General features: G+C 48.5%; 17 protein-coding genes and 1 riboswitch. Of the genes, 9 read left to right on the top strand and 8 right to left on the bottom strand.

Going from position 1 to position 17,224, the window contains the following annotated elements; genetic code table 11:
* Nucleotides 1–301: 301 nt before the first annotated feature.
* The 3 genes from P364_RS0122215 to nfsA all read left to right on the top strand — a co-directional run bounded on the left by P364_RS0122215 (nucleotide 302) and on the right by nfsA (nucleotide 3,020).
* The gene (locus tag P364_RS0122215) at nucleotides 302–1,462 is read left to right on the top strand and encodes a YhgE/Pip domain-containing protein (protein WP_024632271.1); all 1,161 of its coding nucleotides are present in this window, start codon (nucleotides 302–304) and stop codon (nucleotides 1,460–1,462) included.
* Nucleotides 1,463–1,684: 222 nt separating this feature from the next.
* Nucleotides 1,685–2,293: a TetR family transcriptional regulator gene (locus tag P364_RS0122210; protein ID WP_024632270.1), complete on the top strand. Its 609-nt coding sequence runs from the start codon at nucleotides 1,685–1,687 to the stop codon at nucleotides 2,291–2,293.
* The gene (nfsA, locus tag P364_RS0122205; RefSeq protein ID WP_024632269.1) at nucleotides 2,277–3,020 is read left to right on the top strand and encodes an oxygen-insensitive NADPH nitroreductase; all 744 of its coding nucleotides are present in this window, start codon (nucleotides 2,277–2,279) and stop codon (nucleotides 3,018–3,020) included. The genes P364_RS0122210 and nfsA overlap by 17 nt, the downstream gene beginning before the upstream one ends.
* A 70-nt stretch (nucleotides 3,021–3,090) precedes the next feature.
* On the opposite strand, the gene P364_RS0122200 is transcribed toward nfsA, so the two are convergent.
* The 7 genes from P364_RS0122200 to P364_RS0122165 form a co-directional block, all read right to left on the bottom strand.
* Nucleotides 3,091–3,897, bottom strand: coding sequence for a TatD family hydrolase (locus P364_RS0122200; protein WP_024632268.1), 807 nt, complete (start codon nucleotides 3,895–3,897; stop codon nucleotides 3,091–3,093).
* Nucleotides 3,898–3,992: 95 nt separating this feature from the next.
* The gene (locus P364_RS0122195) at nucleotides 3,993–4,892 is read right to left on the bottom strand and encodes an ABC transporter ATP-binding protein (RefSeq protein WP_024632267.1); all 900 of its coding nucleotides are present in this window, start codon (nucleotides 4,890–4,892) and stop codon (nucleotides 3,993–3,995) included.
* Nucleotides 4,893–4,935: 43 nt separating this feature from the next.
* Complete coding sequence (locus P364_RS0122190) at nucleotides 4,936–5,694, bottom strand: ABC transporter permease (RefSeq protein ID WP_024632266.1); 759 nt, start codon at nucleotides 5,692–5,694, stop codon at nucleotides 4,936–4,938.
* Entirely contained in the window at nucleotides 5,694–5,984 is a 291-nt protein-coding gene (locus P364_RS0122185; protein ID WP_024632265.1) for a thiamine-binding protein, read from the bottom strand. Before P364_RS0122185 ends, P364_RS0122190 begins: the two co-directional genes overlap by 1 nt.
* A 222-nt stretch (nucleotides 5,985–6,206) precedes the next feature.
* A complete protein-coding gene (locus P364_RS0122180; RefSeq protein ID WP_024632264.1) occupies nucleotides 6,207–7,247 on the bottom strand; it encodes an ABC transporter substrate-binding protein in 1,041 nt (346 codons plus the stop codon).
* Between the two features lie 226 nt (nucleotides 7,248–7,473).
* Nucleotides 7,474–7,586, bottom strand: a riboswitch (TPP riboswitch).
* A gap of 55 nt (nucleotides 7,587–7,641) precedes the next feature.
* Nucleotides 7,642–8,418 (bottom strand): NAD-dependent epimerase/dehydratase family protein, encoded by a 777-nt coding sequence (locus P364_RS0122170; protein WP_024632262.1) that lies wholly within the window; start codon nucleotides 8,416–8,418, stop codon nucleotides 7,642–7,644.
* Between the two features lie 17 nt (nucleotides 8,419–8,435).
* Nucleotides 8,436–8,822: a VOC family protein gene (locus P364_RS0122165; protein ID WP_024632261.1), complete on the bottom strand. Its 387-nt coding sequence runs from the start codon at nucleotides 8,820–8,822 to the stop codon at nucleotides 8,436–8,438.
* A 185-nt stretch (nucleotides 8,823–9,007) separates the two neighbouring features.
* Here P364_RS0122165 and P364_RS0122160 point away from each other — a divergent pair, with 185 nt between their 5' ends.
* Entirely contained in the window at nucleotides 9,008–9,514 is a 507-nt protein-coding gene (locus P364_RS0122160) for a hypothetical protein (protein ID WP_024632260.1), read from the top strand.
* A 177-nt stretch (nucleotides 9,515–9,691) separates the two neighbouring features.
* Here the strand turns inward: P364_RS0122160 and P364_RS0122155 are convergent, their stop codons facing one another.
* Entirely contained in the window at nucleotides 9,692–10,927 is a 1,236-nt protein-coding gene (locus P364_RS0122155) for an MFS transporter (RefSeq protein WP_024632259.1), read from the bottom strand.
* Nucleotides 10,928–11,308: 381 nt separating this feature from the next.
* Here P364_RS0122155 and serS point away from each other — a divergent pair, with 381 nt between their 5' ends.
* The 5 genes from serS (at nucleotide 11,309) to P364_RS0122130 (ending at nucleotide 17,106) form a co-directional block, all read left to right on the top strand.
* Entirely contained in the window at nucleotides 11,309–12,607 is a 1,299-nt protein-coding gene (serS, locus tag P364_RS0122150) for a serine--tRNA ligase (RefSeq protein WP_024632258.1), read from the top strand.
* 218 nt (nucleotides 12,608–12,825) lie between these two features.
* Complete coding sequence (locus P364_RS0122145; protein ID WP_024632257.1) at nucleotides 12,826–13,473, top strand: response regulator transcription factor; 648 nt, start codon at nucleotides 12,826–12,828, stop codon at nucleotides 13,471–13,473.
* Complete coding sequence (locus tag P364_RS0122140; RefSeq protein WP_024632256.1) at nucleotides 13,466–14,851, top strand: sensor histidine kinase; 1,386 nt, start codon at nucleotides 13,466–13,468, stop codon at nucleotides 14,849–14,851. The genes P364_RS0122145 and P364_RS0122140 overlap by 8 nt, the downstream gene beginning before the upstream one ends.
* A gap of 174 nt (nucleotides 14,852–15,025) precedes the next feature.
* Nucleotides 15,026–16,051, top strand: coding sequence for a polysaccharide biosynthesis protein (locus P364_RS0122135; protein WP_024632255.1), 1,026 nt, complete (start codon nucleotides 15,026–15,028; stop codon nucleotides 16,049–16,051).
* Nucleotides 16,000–17,106: an undecaprenyldiphospho-muramoylpentapeptide beta-N-acetylglucosaminyltransferase gene (locus P364_RS0122130; RefSeq protein ID WP_024632254.1), complete on the top strand. Its 1,107-nt coding sequence runs from the start codon at nucleotides 16,000–16,002 to the stop codon at nucleotides 17,104–17,106. Before P364_RS0122135 ends, P364_RS0122130 begins: the two co-directional genes overlap by 52 nt.
* Nucleotides 17,107–17,224 lie beyond the last annotated feature (118 nt).

Genomic DNA, 17,224 nt, shown 5'->3' with positions numbered 1-17,224 from the left:
CTTTCAAACCAATAAATAAAAGCGCGGTCCGTTGCGACGGATCGTGTTTTTTTGTTGAAAAAAATGGCCTGAACAGGTTAAAGCAAAAGTCCGTTCCTTGTTAGTAGAAGGCGGGCTTATGAAGGGATGTCCTTTTATGAAAAGAATGACTATGGTTTGCGAAACACATCTTTATCTTTTCTGAACCTTTCAGAAATTAATTGACAATATAGACATATGGATTTAAAATTTAAAACAATCGTTTGATTCAAACAAACGTTTAAATCAAATTAGAACTATCTAGTAATGGAGGATATTATTTATGTTACAGGCTTTACGCGTGTTATTGAAAAAACCACCAGTAATTGTAGGGATCGTGACGGCACTTATGTTCCAAGTGATCTTTAGCGTGATCTGGATGACAGCATATTCCGGAGTGAATGACCGGATGAATGAATTGACGGTTGCCGTTGTCAATGAGGACGGAGAGCAGTCCAAGGGGATCGCAGATCGCATGGCCGAGACGCTTCCTTTTCATACCGTATCTAATCTGAGTGCCGCTGAAGCGCTGGATGAGTTAAACCATCGCAAGATTCATATGGTGCTGAATATTCCGGCAGGGTTTAATGAGCTGATTCAGACAGCCGGTTCCACCGCCGAAATTAAGTACACCATTAACGAGGCGAACCCGGTTACGATTAAAAGCATGATGCAAGGCGTGTCGCAAAGCGTGACGAACACGATTAACAAGCAAGCAACAGCTCAGGGTGTACAGACCGTGCTGACGGCTTCAGGAGCGCCTGCCGATCAGGCTGCTGAAGCTGCTACCAACCTGACTACCCGTGTGGAAGGTACAACCACTTCAATCAATCCAGTTAACGGCATGAATAACCAGATGGTTCCGATGATGATGGTGCTGGCTTCTTATGTAGGAGCCATGATCATGGGTATGAACCTGCAGATAGTGATGGGTATGCTGTCCACTACTTACTCCCGTCTGACTTTGTTCGGTGCAAGAATGGTTATTAACATTGGGTCTGCCTTGGTCGTATCTTTGCTCGGTTCTTCGTTGATCGTTTCGCTGGGCGGACAGATCGAGCAAGGTTTTATCTCATTCTGGTTGTTCCAGGCGTTGTTCCTGTGCACGTTCATGTTCTTCTCCCAGTTCTTCCTGATCTGCTTCGGACCGGCGGGAAGCCTGTTCAATATCATTTCATTGTCTCTGCAACTGGTATCTTCCGGTGCAATGGTGCCACGTGAATTGCTGAACAGCTTCTACAGCGGCATTGGACAATATCTGCCTGCAACGTATGCAGTACAAGGTATTCTGAGCGTTCAGCTCGGAGGACCTGGTGTCCAAGCGGCAGCTGGATCGGTTGCTGTTGTGCTGGTCATTGCAGTAGCCCTCTCCCTGGTAGTGACATTGTTGAAAAAACAACGCATGCCAGCCGGGGTACCAAGCCCGGCTCCAATGAACAGCTAATATTCCAGACGTAATGGTCTTCATAGAATATGATCAAGCACCCCGGTGATTTTCACCGGGGTGCTTGGTTTAATAGTAGGTTGAGATAGTTAGCTTGCAGGATTGCAGACGGCAAACCTTGCGCTTTGATGCACAAACTTTCATAATGAAACGATAGAGCAGTCTTGCTGCAGCCCGGTGAGCTGGAGCATATGAATAGAACGGACAAGAGGAGCGGAACGAATGACGGAACCGGAATTGGATATCAAGACGAGGATTCTGCTTGCAGCCAAGAAACTTTTTGCACAGCAGGGGTATGATGGGACAAGTGTTCGTCAAATCTGTGATGAGGCGGGTGCGAATGTGTCGCTGGTCTCGTATCATTTTGGCGGCAAAGAAAAGGTGTTCGAAGCATTATTTGAGCACTTTTTTCCTGATCATATGATGAACGAGTTGGCTGAAGAGTCCATGTCCTCCCCCGTGGAAGGTATCCGACGAATCATAGGTGAAGTCGTAAAGTTCACGATGACGGACCGGGAGATGAGCGATATTGTACAGCTGGAAATTACGCTTCGTACTCATCGCACAGATACCGTGTTTCGCTTTCTGGACCCCGTCTGGACCCGAGTGAGGGAACTGCTGCGTGAAGGCAAGGAGCAGGGCGTTTTCCAAATAGAGTCCGTGTCTTATGCGATGCTTCAGGTCATGGGTGTAGCTTTGGCGCACAAACGGGCCAAGAATTCACGGTTTAGCTTTGACTATCAGCACATGAATACAGATGAGCTGGCTGAGCAAACCATTGAATTCGTACTACGAGGATTGGGAGTGAATGGCAATGAACGAAACCATTGAATTGATGATGAAACACCGCTCTGTACGGAAATTCAAGCCAGACCCGGTAAGCGAGGAACAGCTGGCAGCAATCGTGGCAGCCGGGCAGATGGCTTCCTCTTCAAGTAGTGTACAGGCCTATACTGTAATTGCTGTTACCGAACAGGAGCAGAAGGCCAAATTGTCTGAATTGGCGGGCAATCAGTCTTACGTCAACGAATGTCCTGTGTTTCTTGTGTGGTGTGCTGATCTTTATCGTCTGAGTGATGCTGCTAAACGTCACTTGCCGGAGAAGGAATCCTATGAGGACTCCACTGAGAACTTTATGGTAGCGACAATTGATGTTGCGCTTGCTTCACAAAATGCGGCGCTTGCGGCAGAGTCGTTAGGTTTCGGTATTGTCTATATTGGCGGGTTGCGTAACCGCATTGAAGAAGTCAACGAAGTGTTAGGCTTGCCTGAAGGTGTCTATCCGGTCTATGGCATGTGCATTGGCGTTGCGGATCAGGAGACGGGCATTCGTCCGCGTCTGCCGCTTGATGCGGTGCTTCACCATGGTCGCTATAATGCTGAACAGACGCTCAAGGGCGTAGAGAGCTATGACGAAACGACCGCTGCATACATGAAGGAGCGTACCCAAGGGGAACGTTCGACACCATGGTCCGAAATGATGGCGAAACGTCTCACAGAGCCGGTACGTCTACAGATGAAGCCTTTTCTCGAAGGTAAAGGGTTCTTGAAGCGTTAAAGAGTGAATTCCAAAGAAGTCAGTCGGCGGATGCCGGCTGACTTCTTTTTTTGGTGCTTATGAATAGCGTCTAAGGAAGACCGTAGAAGCGTTTCGTATTCTGATAAAAGAGGCGCGCAGCCCGCTCTGTGCCCATACCGTTCACTTCGCTCCAGGCCTGAATCACTTGTCTGGTCATAGCAGGGTGTGTCATTCTTCCCTGAAAAGGCCCCTCGAAAGGCCAAGGTCCATCGGTCTCTGCCATAACTTGCTCTGAAGGATACTGGCGGGCCAGTTCGCGAATTTCCTCTTCATAGATGATATCGGGTGTGAATGAAATGAAGTGTCCGTTGTCAGCCATTCGCTGGACGGTCCGCTTGGAACCTTTGAACCAGTGAAAATGAGCGCGGCGATGATGATATTGCTCCAGCAGGTCACAGGCGATATCGGCATCCTCGTATACAGCGTGCAGTACAATCGGTTTATTGTGCCGCTTCGCCAGCTGGATAAATCGCTCCAACAGATCGATATAGCCGCTCTGATCAAAGGGTTGTCCGGATTTTTCGACTTCCTGTCGGTTGTAATAAGGCAATCCAACTTCCCCAATCGCTATAGCTTGTCCGATATACTTTTCGATCCAGTGGAAGAACAGATCCAGCTCTGCCAGGGACGGCAGGGCCTGTTCAGGGTGGAAACCAAAGGCCGGATATACGGTACGAGGGTATTGTGAAGCTAGTTCCAGATTGGTTTGGGCAGATGCCAGATTCATGGAAACGGCGATGACGGCTTCAACTTGCTGGGATGAGAAGGAATGCAGCATCTCGCGTTGTTCTTCAGGTGTATATTTGTCCAAGTGAAGATGTGCATCGATCAAGGGTGCAAAAGCGGTTGAGTGCATGGATAAACCCCTCCTTTTTGTCTTTTACCAATGTTACGCAGCGTAGTCTCTCTTGGATCACCCATTTCAGGAAAATAATAACTCAAAAACCCGCACTATTTGGATAGGCGGGTTTTCTGCTGTTCTTCTCTCATCCACTGGGAAATTTGCCGCTTACGCTCAAGAAAAGCAGGTTCCTCCGTGATCGCTTCGCGCCGTGGACGTTCAAAGGGAACATCGACCTCGTGCAGTACGGCTGCAGGCCGGTTCGATAAAACATAGATGCGATCAGCAAGCAGCAAGGCTTCCTCGATATTATGCGTAATGAACAGCACCGAGCGGCGATTCTGTTCCCAGATATCGAGCAGCCAGCGCTGCATGTCGCTGCGGGTCAGTGCATCCAGCGCGCTGAATGGTTCGTCCAGCAGCATCAGCTCCTGTGGACTGAGCAGGGCGCGCAGAAATGCAACCCGCTGCTGCATGCCGCCCGATAACATATGCGGATAGGCTCGTTCAAATCCAGCCAGTCCGACACTGCCCAACCACTTCCGGGCATTGGCAAGCGCTTCGGACCGTGACGGTGTGTCCGCAGACACCTCGCCTGCAAGCAGGACATTGTCTTCAATGGTACGCCATGGGAAGAGGGCAGGCTGCTGCGGCATATAACTGATCTTGCCGCGCTGTCCGGTAACATCCTGACCATTCATCAGAATTTGGCCCTCCTGTGGTTTCAGCAAGCCGCCGATGATGTGGAAAAGGGTGCTTTTGCCGCAGCCGGAAGGACCGACGATGGCTACGAATTCTCCTTGTTCCACGTTAAGGGTCAAGCCATCCAGAACGGGTAATGTGCTACGCCGCTCGCGGAACGAGGCATGTACATTCTGAACTTCCAACGCTGGCGATGAATGATTAGCAGTTAAGGTCACGGCTTCATGTTCAGGATCTCCACTACCCGTTGGAGTGGTTGTACTCGCATCCGGCGCAGCAGCTGCCCGCTCGTTGTGTTCGGGTGTCATCTCGTCATCACTTCCTAACCTTTATATAGAGCATATTTCAAAATTATCGCTTCTGCGGTCGCCAGCGAACGAGCAGCTTCTCCAGTAGTGCAATGAGCAGGAAGAGCAGCAGACTCAGTGCCACAATAATCATGATTGCTACGAACAGACGGTCCGTCCGATAGGCCGATTTTTGCAGCATCATATAATACCCGATGCCCTTATCTGCTCCAATCCATTCCGCAATGATCGCACCCATGACGCTGTACGTAGCGGCAATTTTGATCCCTGAGAACACCGAAGGCAGCGCATGTGGAAGCTCAAGCTTCCAAAAAATTGAGCCGCGTTTGGCGCCAGCCATGCGCATATAGTTCATCATCGCCGCATCGGTGCGGGTCAACCCGTCCATGGCAGCTACAGCCACCGGGAAGAAGCAGACCAGAATGATGGTAATCAGTTTGGGTAGCAGTCCAAATCCGAACCAGATCAGCAAGAGCGGGGCCAGCGCAATGGTCGGTATATTTTGACTAAGAATAAGTAACGGATAGAGTGCAGATTTCAAAAATGGAATCAGATGCAGCACCATCGCAATCAGTAATCCCGTAAGTGTACCTGCTGCGAACCCGATCAATGTCAGTTGGATGGTTGCCCATGCGTGCATGCCAAGTCGCTCGGCCTGAGAGGCCGCTTCATGGGCGATGTCAGAAGGCGCAGGCAGCATCCATTTCTCGATATGAAACAGGGAGACAGCTCCTTGCCATACTGCTATAAAGAGAATAACCGCCACAAAGGGCGGCCATACGCTTTTCCAATAGGCAGGCATTAGCGATATTTCTCCGTCAGGGTGTCCATGCTGAAGCCGCTCGGGCTATGGGCGATCTTGATCTGTGAGATGATGCTTGGGCTGCCGGCTTCCACAAGAACTTCATGCATTTTGCGGACAACCTCCAGCAGCTCCTCCAGTTCTCCCTCCATCGTGGTATCGAGTGGGTTAACCTGATATTTCAAGCCTGACTGCTGAATAACTTCAATCGCACGATCAACGTAAGGATAGGAATTTTCGCCATTGGGCGTTTTGGGAATGACTTGAATGCTAAGTAGTGTGCTTGCCATGAAAGATCACTTTTCCTTTCGAAATATATAAAATGAACTAATGACTGTTACACTTGCCACTTCGATGACAGAATAACCTTCCAATCGCTGTTATCCCCAGATTTTTTGATTCCCTTCTCCAAATGGAAAATCCGGTGATAAAGGCGAACGCTTCGCTTTTCCACGTTATTTCTGTCCTCTTCGTCCTCGTGTAAATACTAAGTTCGTTTTATATGGATAATTTTATTGGGGTAAAAATTCGTTTGTATACGCTTTGGACACATCTACCTGCTCGTCGAGCAGTTTTTTGCTAAACATCCAATCCGTGTAGTTCTGCCATACTTCCTGCTTCTGCTCACCCCAGCGTGGTGCGTCATCCTGATATTTCGGACTCAGCCATTTCTGGCTTGCGAGTACAAGATCCTTGTCCAAATCCGGTACGGCCTTGATCAGAATGTTGGCAGCTTCTTCGGGATGTTCAATCGCATATTGATATCCTTCAGAGGTCGCTTTCAAGAACGCTTTAACCAGCTCGGGATCATTCTGAATCGTCTGTTCATTCGTCACAAGCACAGGTGTGTAGTAGTCCAGTGCTTCGGAATAATCCTTCACATACAGCATGTCGATCGGTTCGCCGCGCAGTTCGGCTTCTATGCCCGTCCATGCGTAGAAAATCCAGGCAAAGTCGATATCACGTTTCACAGCGGTGAAAAAGTCTGCATCGCCCATGTTAATATTTTTCACTTTGGATACATCCGCGCCTTCGCCCTCCATAATTGACTGCATCACGGCTTCTTCTACTGGCGAGCCCCAGCCACCATAGGTTTTGCCTTCGAAATTTTTGGGAGACTTGATGTTTCGATCCACCGGAGCAGCAAATCCGGATGTATTATGCTGAATAACAGCAGCGATGGATACGAGCGGTACACCTTGTGTGCGGGCCTGGGTAACACTCTCCTGATAACTTACGCCAAAAGGCACTTCGTTCGAAGCAACCATGGTATCCGCGCCTCCGGTACCTGGCTGAACAATCTCCACATTTAAACCTTCGGCTTTATAAAAACCTTGATCTACGGCCGCATACAGGCCGGTATGATTCGTATTTGGTGTCCAGTCCAGCACCACTTTAATGTCCTTGAGGGCTGCATTGTCACCTTCGCTACTGTTTTCGGTGTTGCTGCTGCCGTTCGCTCCTGAAGGTGCAGCTTCTTTGCTGCCGCAAGCGGCCACAGTTACCAGTATCACGCACAAGAGCAGCAGTCCCATCATTTTACGCCATTTCATCTTCATTTCTCTCCTTCATATTGTCCGGCCAGTGGCGCGGGGTACTCCTTGGCTTCATATCCAAGCTTCTTGCATAAATCGACAGATTTATACCAGCTATGATCCGGATGACGTCACTTTTTTTAGCTCTCTGGCTATATAAAAGAACATTAAAAAAGCGCCCCGTTAATCCGGGACGCGTGCAGGCGTTAGAGATGTGGCACTCAGCAAAGAGGCTAGGCTGGGCCAATTCGATATACTCCGATTCCTACGCTGGCATGATCCAGATCAGGTCTAAGGGTCAGTATCTTGGTGGGATACACTCTCAGCCGGCCAATTCCGACTCCCCTGGGAAACTATGAAGTTACGGGCATTACTAGGTGTAATTATAGGCCAGAGGCCGATGCATGTCCAGTCAGGAACTGGATGGAGGGACGAATCGTGGCGTATCGTAGAGGGAAATCTGACTGAGTGCAAAAGCATCGGATTTCGGGTCATATCCCACCTGTTTCTGTGTGGCTTCCAGATTCAATCGTTTAAACCGATTATTCGAGATCCCATGCAGTATGGTGAAGGGCTCCAGATCTGTAGCTATAATCGATTTGAACACCAGATCACACAAGTCAACCGGACTAATATACGCGCTCATATCACGAGCCTCCAGCGGCGGCCCATCCGGTTGAAAATCATCATATGCCCCAATACGTATTGCAACACTTTGTAACCCCTCGGTATAAGCAAAATAGGAGGCGAGCGATTCACCAAAACATTTGCTAACCCCGTACAAATTCCGTGGGCGTGTCGGCATGTCCGGGTAGATCTGGGCATCAATGGAATACCCTTCGATCGTCTGTACACTGCTTGCCAAAATGACTCTTCGTACGCCTTGATCCTTGGCCGCACGGAATACATTAAATGTACCTTTGATATTGATGTCTAATAAGGACTCATAGAAGCCGGCATGCGGGGAAGGATCTCCCGCCAAATGGACAACTACATCCATACCTTCACAAGCTTGCTGACAAGCTTCGGGATCCGTCACATCCAGTGCCATGATCTCATGGCCTGTCCCAGAATACGTATGCAATCTGTCGATATTCAGATCCGTAAGTCGCAGGTGAAATGCCTCTGATAAATGTTGAGATAAGTCGCGTCCAATTTTTCCGGCTGCTCCGGTAATTAAAATGTTCATCAAATCAGCTCCAATTCTTAGCGCTGGAAGAACTCAATCCATTCCTTTTCAGGTCCATAGATGAAGAAATAACGGTAACCGTTGGGCAGTGTAATGATCTCTCCATCAATAAATTCGGCCTCCGTTGCCTTAATGCGCTCGTATTCAGAATCAAGATCATCGACATGGATGGCAAAATGGTGCACCGTTCCTTCGGCAGGCAGCTTGTCACTGTATCCCTGAATCAACTCAATCTCGGTCTCGTTGCTTCCGTTGAAGCCGAGAAAGGCGAGCTGAATGACGCCGTTGGTATGGGTTACCCGGTCTTTCAATTCAAGACCAACAATTTCCGTATAGAAGCGGAGTGTGGTCTCCAGATCACGAACGGCGATGCCGACGTGGTCAATGCGCTTTTGAAAACTCATATCCAAAATCCTCCTTAAAGTAGATGAATCATTCTTCCATTTTAAGGAATATCATAGGGCTGGACTACGGGGTTGTCAAATCCGATTTATATTTGGAAAAGTTAGAATTGTTCACAGAATGTTCACTTATGAAGAGGGGGGTGTGATCTCTATAATTACGAAGGTAAACAGAAAGGATGAGGGAATTGCCAACAACGAAAAAGGAACATGTTTATTTTGGGTTGATGATGTGTACAGGGATGGTTGTCGTCATGATGACCTTCAATTTATTTAAAAATGGCTTGATTGGCTCGATGTCTCCGTTAGAAATACTGTTTCAATTTATATTGTGTTTTATCATCGCTTTTCTGGTGGAATCCTTCATTGTCGGACCTGTAGCGCAGAAAGTGGCTTTCTCGTTACCGTTCGACAAGTCCAATAAGGTACATGGCATTTTGGCCATTTCATGTTGCATGGTCGTAGGCATGGTGCTGATCATGTCTCTGTATGGCATGGTTACAGCCTATTTTGCCAATCAATTAGAGGGGAAATCACTGCTTGAGACGTATCTTCATACCATTCTTCGTAACTTTAGTCTGGCCCTGCCTCTACAGATTCTTATCATAGGCCCACTCGTTCGCTTTCTATTTGGTAAATTCATAAAGGGAAAAGGGGTGGCAACCCCAATATCTAATGAAGTATTTCCTGGGTAATCGTCCATTGGTCTAAGATACAGAGTCGATAATCAGTTTAGAGCGAAGAACATTTTCACGAAAATCATGAGGCATTCATTTTAAATTAAAAAAGGCTCCATAGCATTCACGGCTACGAAACCTATCTTTTTACAGTTCTGTGTAATTGGAATCTTATTTATCATCCTTCAACAGATGTTACGATGCTGAACTTACAATATGCCTGCGCTGCCATTGATAGGCGATTACGCTGATCATGAGCAGGCCGACTGCAAAAATGGCAAGCATCCATGCGGACTGGTTCACCTCCAGATGATCCAGACTCCAGCCTGTAACCAAAGGCAGAATGGCACCGCCGACTCCACCTGATGCAATCAGTATACTGGGCGTCGATTCCTCTGTTCCAGGCAGCATCTTGCTCGCGAAGACGAGGGCAATGGAGAACACGCCCGACAGTGCAAGGCCGAGTAACAGAATGATCAGAAATGCAGACCAGATCTGGTTGGTGAACGGAAAGATCATCAGCAGTACAACTGCTGCCAGACAACTGTACAGCACGTAGACGCGATATTGGAATCTCTCCGCAATATATCCGGCAAACAGTCGTCCAACAGACATGGCAATCCAGAAGCAGGTAACACTAAGCGCGGCACCTGCTTCCTTCATGTTCATTTTCTCAATCAGAATGGCTGGCATGAAGTTGGCCAGGCTCATCTCGGTGCCGACATAAAGAAAGAAAAATAGAACAAATAAAGACAGAAGAGCCAAATTACGGCCTTGGTAGGTTGGACGGGTTGGCTTAATGTCTGGGGAGTTCGTTCCATCTGGCGATTCAGCTGCTGGAGCGTGTCCAGAAGTCTGGCCCGAGCTACGTCGGCTCAACTCGCTGTCCAGCTCGCCGAATGAACTTTTGGCCCAGAAGATAAAGGTCATCGCTGCACAGACTGCAACCACCAGAAATGACATACGCCAGTATCCGGCAGAAATTAGTCCGCTGGCAATGAGCGGCATGACCATGGCCCCGATACCAAATAACACTTCGAGTCGGCTCATGGCAACCGCGGTATTGTCTTTAATTGCAGCAATGATGATTGTACCGATAACAGCCTCGATCATGCCGAATCCGAATCCCGCTGCTGGGGCAATGACGAACATCCAGCCCCAAGGAGGCAGCAACATATAGGATAACTCTGCAATGCAGAGCAGCGCCGCGGCAATTAATAGACCACCTCGTTTGCCAAAGCGATTATTCAACCACGGAGATAACAGAACACCACCCAGGAACCCGGCAAATTGGGCAAATATCAGAGTGCCTCCCTGACTGTAATCCTTGCCATAATGTTCGAGGGCAACGGGCAGGATGGAGCCGAGAACCACATGGGCAAGCCCGATGAGGAAATAGGACAAGCATCCAATCCAAAGCAATTTTTTCATGAGGGAAAACTCCTTCTAATATGATGTTTATGTAGTAAGTCTGCCATTCAGGAGCATTTCCTAAAAACAAACAATCTTTATCATAACAGGACATGTAAGGGCGTGCACGGATAACTTGCAATGGAGGCTAAAGTTCGTATATACTGAAAAACAACAATTACAGATCGGACCATGCCGTTGAAGAGCATCCAACTCGGAGGCGTTTTCGCCAGGGGAGGGAACCAATCCCCAAGTTAACCGGAACCGCCCGTTATCGCGGACCAAGAGGCTGAACCAGAATATTCTGGTTTGGCAAGTTGGGTGGCACCGCGAGCAGAGCGCTCCTCGTCCCAAGGGATGAGGGCGCTCTTTGTATTTTTACAGCCAAAGGAGACGGTGACCATGTTGGAAATGAAGTGGATTCGAGAGCATGCAGAAGAGGTGCAAGCTGCGGCAGACGGGAAGAGAATCAATATCAGTATTCGTGAATTGTTGGAACGGGACGAAGAGCGCAGAGCTCTTTTACAGGTAACGGAAGAGAGCCGTAGATTACGTAATTCGTTATCTGCGGATATCGGCAAGCTGATGCAAGCCGGGGAGCGTGAACAGGCCGAGGATTTAAGGGCTCGGGTGCGACAGCTGAATGATCAGTTGGAGCAGGTTGAGGCCAAGCTTACCGTTGTGCAGGAGGAAGTGACAAGGCTTCAGTGGTTGGTTCCCAACGTCGTATCGCCAGATACACCAATGGGCGCATCGGACGAGGATAATGTGGAGCTAAGACGTGTGGGTGAGCTGCCGGTGTTCGATTATGAGGCTAAAGATCATGTGGAACTTGGTGAACGGCATGATCTAATCGACATCCCACGTGGAGTGAAAATCGGTGGAACACGAAGCTATGTACTGAAAGGCGCAGGATTGCTCCTCCACCGGGCTGTACAGCAACTTGCGCTTGATCTGCTGCTGAAGCATGGATTTACGCCAATGGAGGTCCCGTTGATGGTGAGGGAGAACACGCTCTTGAACACCGGATTCTTCCCCACAGGACGGGATCAGGTATATGAATTGCAAGGCGAGAACAAGTGGCTGGTGGGAACATCGGAAGTGCCGCTGGTCTCGTATTATGCGGATGAGATTGTGGATGTGCAGGAGCCGATCAAGCTGGCTGCCGTATCGACATGTTTCCGCAGTGAGGTTGGCTCAGGCGGGCGGGATGTGCGCGGATTGTACCGGGTGCATCAATTTGCCAAAGTGGAACAGGTCATTCTCTGTGCACCGGATGCAGAAGAATCGGAGCGAATGCTGCAGGAAATTACGGGACACGCTGAGGAATTACTGCAATTGCTGGAACTGCCGTATCGTGTGGTGGCTGTGTGTACAGGCGATATGTCGCAGAAAACGTACAAACAGTACGATATTGAAACCTGGATGCCAAGCCGCAATGCATACGGAGAGACACATTCGTCGTCGAATCTGCATGACTTCCAGGCTCGGCGCTCGAATATTCGCTGTCGCGATGCCGAAGGCAAGCTTGCATACTGCCATACGTTGAACAATACGGCTGTCGCTTCGCCACGCATTCTGATTCCATTGCTGGAGAATCATCAGCAGGCGGATGGAAGCATTCGCATCCCAGCCGCTCTTCAGCCCTATATGGGCGGTGCCGAATATTTGATTTTGCCACACCAGGAGGAAGAGAATTAAGCGGATTACAAGCTGTGTTGAGAAACAAAAAGGAACTCTATTCCGGGGTTCCTTTTTGTTTTGCCTATGATTTTCGGACTAGTGAAGAGTGGGCCGCACTTTTATGTTATAGGTGCTGCAGTACAGAATCGTTGGAAATGGCAAACAAGCCGGGTATGTCACACAGCTGTAACGTACAGATTGTATAGTAGAATCCAGTTTGGAAAGGAGGCGCAGATGTGAACCTGCTACTTGCAGATGATGAGCCGCTGATGCTGCAAATCTTGAAAGCCTATTTCGTTAAAGAGGGCTTTCAGGTGCTTTTGGCCGAGGATGGGGAAACAGCCTTGGAGCTCTTTTATAATAACCAGATCGATTTGGCGGTTTTGGATTGGATGATGCCAGGTTGCAGCGGTGTCGAGGTGTGTCGGGAAATCAAGCGTACGAGCCGGGCGAAAGTACTGCTGCTGACAGCCAAAGGGGAATCGGATGATGAATTTCTTGCCTTGAAGGCCGGGGCGGATGATTATCTGCGCAAGCCTTTTGATTCGCGTATCCTGCTTCTGCGTGTTAAGAAGCTACTGCAACTTTCCTCCAAGATCATTGTGGGAGAACTGACCGTCGATCTGGATGGCCAGAAGATCTACCGTCGTGGAGTGGATGTAGGGGCCACCCATAAGGAATTCGAATTAATGAAGGTTCTGGGAATGAATAAGGGTCAGATCGTAACTCGTAAAATTTTGCTGGATCAGGTGTGGGGTTTTGATTACTTCGGCGAGGAGCGCACTGTAGACACACATATCCGCAGGCTACGTGAGAAAATTGGAGAAGATTCGATCAAAACGTACCGGGGAATGGGTTATTGCCTAGAGGATCAAGATGAGTAAACTGACCCGTAAGCTGCTCGTGCGTATTATCAGTGCATTGTGTGTGGTCTTCTTCCTATCCTTTATCGTCAATACATTTTTTCTGCCAACCTATTTTTTGTATCAAAAAAAGCAGAAGTTGGCCGAGTTAACGACTGAAATCTCTGCTTCAGAACATGGCGTTCCAATACAACGGATTGAGAGCCTTGAAACGCAATACGAAGTCGCTATCGCTTACGCTTCGTTGAAGGATAATGTAAATGATATTAACGATCAATTGTTATTACAATATAACCGCAAGGGGATTGCCCTTAGTAAATTTTGGCTGACAGAGGAGAGTATCACTGCGCTGCGTGAGGGTGCACGGGTTAATAAATTCTATGATCAGACCAAGTTAAAATCAAGCTTCCTCGTCAACTTTGTGAAGGTGGGGGATTCCGTGTTCGCAGTCGGCGAATCCATCTCTCATTCAGCGGAGACGATTCGAATTATTAATCAGTTCAATGCGTATATATGGCTCGGTATGCTGCTGCTGCTCATCCTGCTGTCCGTGCTGTATACCGCCCGGATCGTTAAACCGCTCGCGAAGCTAAGTGAAACGGCCGAGGCCATTTCCAACTTATCGTTTACAAAGGTTGATATAAAGACAGGTGATGAGATTGAGTCTTTAGGGCGCAGCATCAATGTGATGAGCGACAAATTGCAGCAGGCGCAACATTCGTTGGAAATGAAAAATGCCAATCTGCGAACGTTCATCTCGGATATCTCACATGAATTGAAAACACCGCTCTCCCTGATTCGAGTCTATGCCTCTGGTATTCAGGATGGCCTGGATGACGGAACCTATGCTGGGGTAATTCAGCAACAAAGCGAGGAGCTGGCTGGATTAATTGATCGACTGTTGGAGTTATCCCGTCTGCAGGCCGAAGTATACGATTTTGAACCCGTTGATCTTCGTCAATTGCTCACAGAGACCCTTCATACCTATGAAACCGTATTTCAGCAGCATGGTTTGCATGTGGAAGTGAAGGAGGGTTGGGCTGACGAGACCTGGGTGCTGGCTGATCGACGGAAGCTGGAGTCTGTTCTGCATAATTGGATGACCAACGCGGTGAAATATACAAGTGGCGACCGAATAACCATTACACTTGAGCTAAAAGGGGAAGCGGCATATTTTGGCATAGCCAATGAAACGGATAAAGAAGAACACGAGCAGTGGGATCAGGTTTGGGAGCCCTTCTATGTAATGGATAGCTCGCGCAGCAAAAAGTTTAGTGGGACGGGACTGGGCTTGTCTATTGCCAAAACGATTCTGGAGAACCACCATGCTGACTATGGCCTTGGAGTAGCCGATGGGAAGGTTATGTTTTATTTTTCTTTACCTTTAATACAGCGTTAACTGTGGATGCCGCCATGCAGATGGTGGTTTTTTTTCGTGTGATCCGGCCGGCCTGAATGTGCACAGATAACTTGGGGGAAGTCAATGGTTTTCCTGTCGTCATACTGATGTAACACAATGGCCTTAGGATAGGCTTATCACTAAAGCAGAACTTAATTCATGGAGGGATATCCAATGTTCAATAAAACCTTTTTAATAACGGGAGGCACAGGCTCATGGGGGGAAGAGTTGGTCAAACAATTGCTCGTTAAGGAGCCCAAAGAGATACGTATTTTTTCACGAAATGAATCGCTTCAGGCTCAAATGAGGCAAGCCGTCTCTGACCCGAGAGTAAAGTTTGTACTGGGGGATATCAGGGACCGATGGGAGCTGGCGGGTGCCTGCAAGGATATAGATTATGTCTTTCATCTGGCGGCACTTAAACATGTTCCGGTCTGCGAGGACCAACCGGATTGTGCAGTCAAAACCAATATTATCGGAACGCAGAACGTCATTGATGCTGCAATCGAGAATAACGTGCGGAAGGTTGTATATGTATCTACGGACAAGGCTGCGAATCCTTCCAGCATGTACGGCATGACCAAAGCCATCGGGGAAAAATTGATTTTATTGGCTGACAGCCGTTCCGCTACAAGCTTTGCTTGTGTACGAAGCGGGAATGTTCTTGGATCTACGGGCAGCGTAGTACCGTTATTCAAACGCCAGCTTGAGTTGGAGCAGCCTCTCAGCGTTACTGATTCCAGAATGACTCGTTTTTTTCTTCCCCTTGGAGAGGGTGTGCAGATTCTCCTGTCGGCCATGGAGCAATGTGAGGGCGGCGAGATTATTGTGCCTCGAATGCCATCCTGCAAAATAACGGATATCGCGCAGGTTTTGGCAGAGGATGCTGGGCACAAGGATGCTCCGATCAATTTCATCGGAGCCCGGCCAGGAGAACGGCTGTATGAGACATTGATTTCAGATTGGGAAAACGTTTGTGAAGTGGACGAGGAGAAGTCCTACTTTGTTGTCACTGCCTCCCCTTCATCCAAAATAGTGGAAAAAGAGGGATGTTGGGCATCTGCTTCTGCTGGCAGAGGGTATCATTCGGAGGATGTCATCCTGACCAAGGCAGAGGTACGCGATATGCTGTGGAGAGGGGGATTTCTGTGTTCAAGCGGAGGATCATATTTACAGGAGGGGGCTCCGCCGGTCATGTGACAGCCAATCTCATTTTGATCTCCAGACTGCTTCAGGAGGAATGGGAGATTCATTATATTGGCTCGAAGCATGGAATAGAGCGCCAATTAATCGGAAAAATTCCGGCTGTTCACTATCATACGGTTGCAACAGGCAAGTTGAGAAGGTATTGGGCATGGGCGAATGTTTCCGATGTGTTCAAGATTATGCTTGGGGTGCTGCAGGCTTATCTGCTCATTTTACGAATTAAACCTCATGTTTGTTTTTCGTTAGGAGGCTTCGTGGCTGTTCCTGCTGTAATGGGTGCCAGCTTAAACCGGGTTCCTGTTCTGATTCTGGAACCGGATCTTCATCCAGGTCTGGCCAACAGGCTGTCACGGCGATACGCACAAATCATGTGTACCACGTTTATGGATACAACAACGTTTGCCTCCACGGAAGCTTCGGGAAAGACGGTGCACGTAGGCCCCGTAATCAGGGAGGAGTTGAAGCTTGGCAGCCGCGCGCGGGGGATTCATTTTTGCAGATTTGTCTCCGATCGACCCATTCTGTTGATTATGGGTGGTAGCCAGGGATCGGAAAGGCTCAATCGTATGGTACTTGAAACATTGCCGGAACTGCTCAAGCGTTATCAAATCATTCATATATGTGGTACAGGTAAATTAAACTCATCCTTCCCAAAGGTTGCAGGCTACAAGTCATTCGAATACGTGCATGAAGAACTTGCGGATTTAATGGCTATGGCAGATATGGTTGTGTCACGTGCAGGCTCCAATGCGATCCATGAGTGGCTATTACTCCGCAAGCCGATGCTCCTGATTCCCCATGCCCATGGCGGATCTCGTGTTGGACAGACGCTGAACGCGAAGTATTTCCAGGAGCGAGGTTATGCAAGGGTTCTCCATGAGGAGGAGCTGAATGCTCAGACATTCCTGCAAGATATTGACCTCGTATATATGGAGAGGGAGCGTATGATAGACCATATGAAGGCGAGTGGCGCGGAGAACGCCGTTGAAAAGGTGCTGGAGCTTATTCATACAACGGTTTCCTCGGTGAAAAAAGCGGAACATGAATAAAATATTTCCCGAACTGTTGCTGGTGATGTTCTTTTTGCTCATCGTATCTATCCTGATTATCTCAAAACGTTTATAAAGGCGAACGCTTCGCTTTTCCAGGTTTTTTCTATCCTCTCCG

Origin of the sequence: Paenibacillus sp. MAEPY2, assembly GCF_000499205.1 — a bacterium.
Classification (GTDB): Bacteria; Bacillota; Bacilli; order Paenibacillales; family Paenibacillaceae; genus Paenibacillus; species Paenibacillus vandeheii.
This window is presented reverse-complemented; position numbering and strand designations above follow the sequence as displayed.